Annotated in this window: 5 protein-coding genes; all 5 read left to right on the forward strand. The window is 53.9% G+C overall.

What is annotated here, in order from left to right; genetic code table 11:
• On the forward strand, positions 1–1,325 hold a 1,325-nt coding region (locus tag HNR46_RS20260; protein ID WP_221285313.1), incomplete at its 5' end, for a hypothetical protein.
• Positions 1,326–1,352: 27 nt separating this feature from the next.
• Complete coding sequence (locus HNR46_RS20265) at positions 1,353–1,745, forward strand: hypothetical protein (protein ID WP_184022485.1); 393 nt, start codon at positions 1,353–1,355, stop codon at positions 1,743–1,745.
• 292 nt (positions 1,746–2,037) lie between these two features.
• On the forward strand, positions 2,038–2,349 hold the full coding sequence (locus HNR46_RS20270) for a hypothetical protein (RefSeq protein ID WP_184022486.1): 312 nt from the start codon (positions 2,038–2,040) through the stop codon (positions 2,347–2,349).
• A gap of 76 nt (positions 2,350–2,425) precedes the next feature.
• A complete protein-coding gene (locus HNR46_RS20275; protein WP_184022487.1) occupies positions 2,426–2,944 on the forward strand; it encodes a hypothetical protein in 519 nt (172 codons plus the stop codon).
• A 106-nt stretch (positions 2,945–3,050) separates the two neighbouring features.
• The gene (locus tag HNR46_RS20280; RefSeq protein WP_184022488.1) at positions 3,051–3,695 is read left to right on the forward strand and encodes a hypothetical protein; all 645 of its coding nucleotides are present in this window, start codon (positions 3,051–3,053) and stop codon (positions 3,693–3,695) included.
• Positions 3,696–3,725: the final 30 nt, after the last annotated feature.

Consider the following 3,725-nt stretch of genomic DNA (forward strand, 5'->3'; position numbering starts at 1 on the left):
ATAGCCCACGATTTGAACCAGACACGACACCACTTTCCCAACCCTCAACCTACTCCAACGGTGCCCGACTGCTTCAAGTCGCAGCCATAGGGTCTGCTTCAGAACACATGAAAGGCAGCGACCTAAAATCTTTTGAACCTTACAAGCGGTTCCTTGCCAGCCTTCAGTCCATCGATGAGTTTGAAGGGCTAACTGAAATCGCATTTGGCCTTACGGAGCAACTCCTCTTCCGCTTCCCGAAAGACGATGTGAAGAGTTTTAGTTCCCCCGTGCCAAAGAATGACGAATTGTCCTTCTGCGTCGCCGACCAAGAAGTCGAGTCGGTTGACCTTTCATGTGAATGGATTTCCCTCGCAGAGTGTGCGAAGCGTACAGGCAGCGACTTAAAGGAGATCGAAGAATTGGCGTCTACTGGTGCTCTTGCCCCCGTGCAGATCCACCCTAAGACATCTGAACAGATTGTGATTTGGCCTGAGGCGAAGAGGTCCCTGCCCGCCGAAAAGCTGCCAGAGCCTGGGAAAAAGAGTTTCTCGGTAAAACTTTCCGTGAAGGCAAGTGCTCCATTGAGTATGGATGTCGAGGATCAGTCCCAATTCGAAGAAACGCAAAAGACATTTTTGAAGCTCGCGCACTCGATTGGCAAACCAGGAGAAGTGGCAGCGAAAGCCTCAGAGATAGCTAACCGAAGTTGCTTTCTCCTAAGATGGACAGCGTTTGAGGTCTTTCTGCGAAGCTCTGTTCATGCTCTGTTCAGAAAGCACCCCAGAATCTTAGCAGCGGGAAACCGAGCAAAAAAGGCCACTTTGAGCTTTGCCGATGTAGTGAGCATGTCCGGTGACTTCGCTTCCGTAGATGATCTCCAACATGCCCTAGTTGAGAGAGAAATCGAGCATGGCGAGTCTGAAGGACAATCCGTTCATGGGCTCATCAATCTTCTTAAGAGCGCGTTTGATTTCAAGGTTGATCCGTATAGTTCTTGGTATGTAATTCGTGGAGAGAAACACCAAACTGATTACAATACATTATTGGAGGTAAAGGAAATCAGGAATTGTTTGGTGCATGATGGGGGGCGGGTTACAAGCGATTTTGTGGATGCGTTTCCGAATGTTCCGCTGTGTGAGGGAGAGATTGTCATAGACGACACTTACCACCTGAAGACGAGCCTTGTGCTCCGTGCGATCGCTTTCAGAATTGCTGAGACGATTGTACGAGGCAATTACAAGGCCGCGCTGGAAGACAAAAAGAAAGCCAACAAGACGGTGGACTCAACGCCTACCCGCGTCTTGCCTCCTGTGGAACAGGAGCCCAGCCCCGGGCAGTCGTGAGTCACCTCTAACGTTGGGCAAGAATTCATGAGATCGATAGTCGGCGCTTTGTCACTAACGCTGCTGGCTTGCCAGAATCGCCCGGATGGTTCTACCTATCAGAAGGCGACGTCAGGGCTATTCGGGAAGAGTGCGAAGGAGGTGGAGATTACGATCGGACAACCAGCAGATGCATGGACAGCAGAGCCTGGCGGTCCGTTTCCTGAGCTCACCCGAGTCCTGAGCTACTACACCGAAGACTCCGATGGAGCTATCCGGCGACAAGATTACTGGATCGGGAGCAAAGGTGTGTATTCCGCGCCGAACTGGAGCAAAGATGAGCGGATTCTATCGCCAAAAATTCCAGAAGACCGAAGGAAGATCGAGGCCTTTCGGTCTGACCAACAAGAAGCCCAACAAGCCGGCGATGGCGACGCCTGACCGCGGCCTTGTTGCATTCGTGTTTTGATGATTCAATCCCGTAATTCTGGCACGGAGTGCCGCCATTGGGGGCGTCGCGCCATGCCTCATACGTTCGCCCAAAAATGCTTCGGCCTCTACTCAGTCTTGTCTTTGCGACGGCCTTTCTAGGTTGTGCCCAAGTTTCTGACGACCAGGCACACTTGCTGACTAGGGCTAAGTCGATTCGCGGGCTTCGATTCAGCGCTCCGAGCTAGTTTCCACGCTCGGGCTGAATCATGTTGTTAGCGAGGGAGGGACTAGCGGAGATATTGTGGGGGGCTGCCTGCGATTCTCCGAGGTCTGGCATCATCCCTCTGGGCTCACGATCACGGCTTACGACCGAGAGTATGTCGGGCGAGACGGGACCGTAGCGCGGGACTATATCGATGCGATCCTGAACGGACGTGAGCCCAAACAGAGTGATTACCTGCGAGCCTTGAAGGACGACTCGCCGAGAGAAACCTTCGAGATTGTTTTGATCTCGAAGGGCACCAAAGTTCTCTACCGATCGAACAAAAACCAAGGCGAACAAGGCGTGGGTGGCAACCCGCTACCCCGCCGCGAGTCGGAGATTGCACCGTGATTAGAACCTTTTATCCTGAGTCGGACTGGCGCTCCCGGTAGCGGGTGCCACCACTTCGACGTTCGACAGAGAATCCATGCAAGCCACTCAGCACATCAGCCGGGAGCAGCTCGCTAAGATTGTGGAGGCCATCTTCGGACAAGGTGAGGTAATCGTGAAGGAGGCGAGTTCGCGCTACGACTCACCGGCACGGGCATTTTCTGGCACTGAGGCGCTGAACCACGATTTGGATGATGATGCCACTCCGGGATTCCGATTTTACTCGATCTACTATCCGGAGGCGGGCGGACATGTTTACGAGAGGCGGATCGAATTGATCCCGGAGAAGTGCGACGGCCATACCCATCGCTTCAAGCAAGAGGGATGGGGCTTGATTCGATTGCAGTGCCGCTCCCGAGCTCAAGGCACGATCGAGTGCAACATCGCCGTTAATTCGGAGGTTCGAGCAGCCAATTGGAGCGATGCCTACCCCGACATGAAGGATCCCGCCGAGTGGGACTGGAACGTCGTGAAATCAAAGGCTGGGCGATTGGTTAGGCTCCTGCGTAAGCTCGGACAACAATCGTCGAACAAGCCGCAGCACCCAACTGCCTGACCCGCTCCGAGTCGGATTTCCACACTGATTAGAACCCTCAACCCACAGTCAAAGCGCGGCTGCCGTCAGGCAGTTGGTGTGCTATGACGTTCGACAGAAAGATCGCGTGCAGACAGCAATAATTAGCGGATCGGTTGCCCTGATCATCTTCGCGGCGACGCAGGTCTTTCTTCATCTCCGTAGTCGCCAAACCTTGCTGCGGGAAAAGCTTGAAGAACTGTTCGCTGCCATGAACGAAGTTTCGGCCTGCTACATGAATGTAGTCTACGCGACGCAAGCGAAGGATGAGGAGCAGCTCAAAGAGGTGTTCCGGAAGCTTGATGAGGCATTCTATCGGCCCCGAGCGTTGATCCTCCTCTATTTTCCCCACATCACAGAGATTTGGGAGGATTCGGTTCTTGCTCAAGCACATGCTATTGTGAAGGCCGTCAACACTGCGGAGAACCCCGAGGCGGTCGATGCCGCGGCCTGCAAGCGAAGCGTGGACAAAGCCGCCATGTATATTCGCTACCTCCAGAATTTCCTGGCGAGGAACCAGGATCTCACCACCGAGACGCTTGCATTTCAATTCGACCGATTCTTCCGGCGGCGTGTGAAGATCCGAATGCCGCGGAACATTTACGATGAACTCAAGCGGGATGGACTCATCAAAGACGGCAGGCTTGGGACAACGAAAGTAGAAGTCGAACGAGACCGTCGGAAAACCCCTGTTGAGCCCGTCGTACCATTGCCTTCGGATGGTGCCGAGTGATGGACGTCGTTTTCGATTTCCGGGCGGGCG

The organism is Haloferula luteola (assembly GCF_014201715.1).
Taxonomy (GTDB): domain Bacteria; phylum Verrucomicrobiota; class Verrucomicrobiia; order Verrucomicrobiales; family Akkermansiaceae; genus Haloferula; species Haloferula luteola.

Bases quoted from the DNA above. Each gene is read 5' to 3' on its own strand.
- HNR46_RS20275 (WP_184022487.1), top strand. From the start codon at position 2,426: ATGCAAGCCACTCAGCACATCAGCCGGGAGCAGCTCGCTAAGATTGTG.
- HNR46_RS20265 (WP_184022485.1), top strand. From the start codon at position 1,353: ATGAGATCGATAGTCGGCGCTTTGTCACTAACGCTGCTGGCTTGCCAG.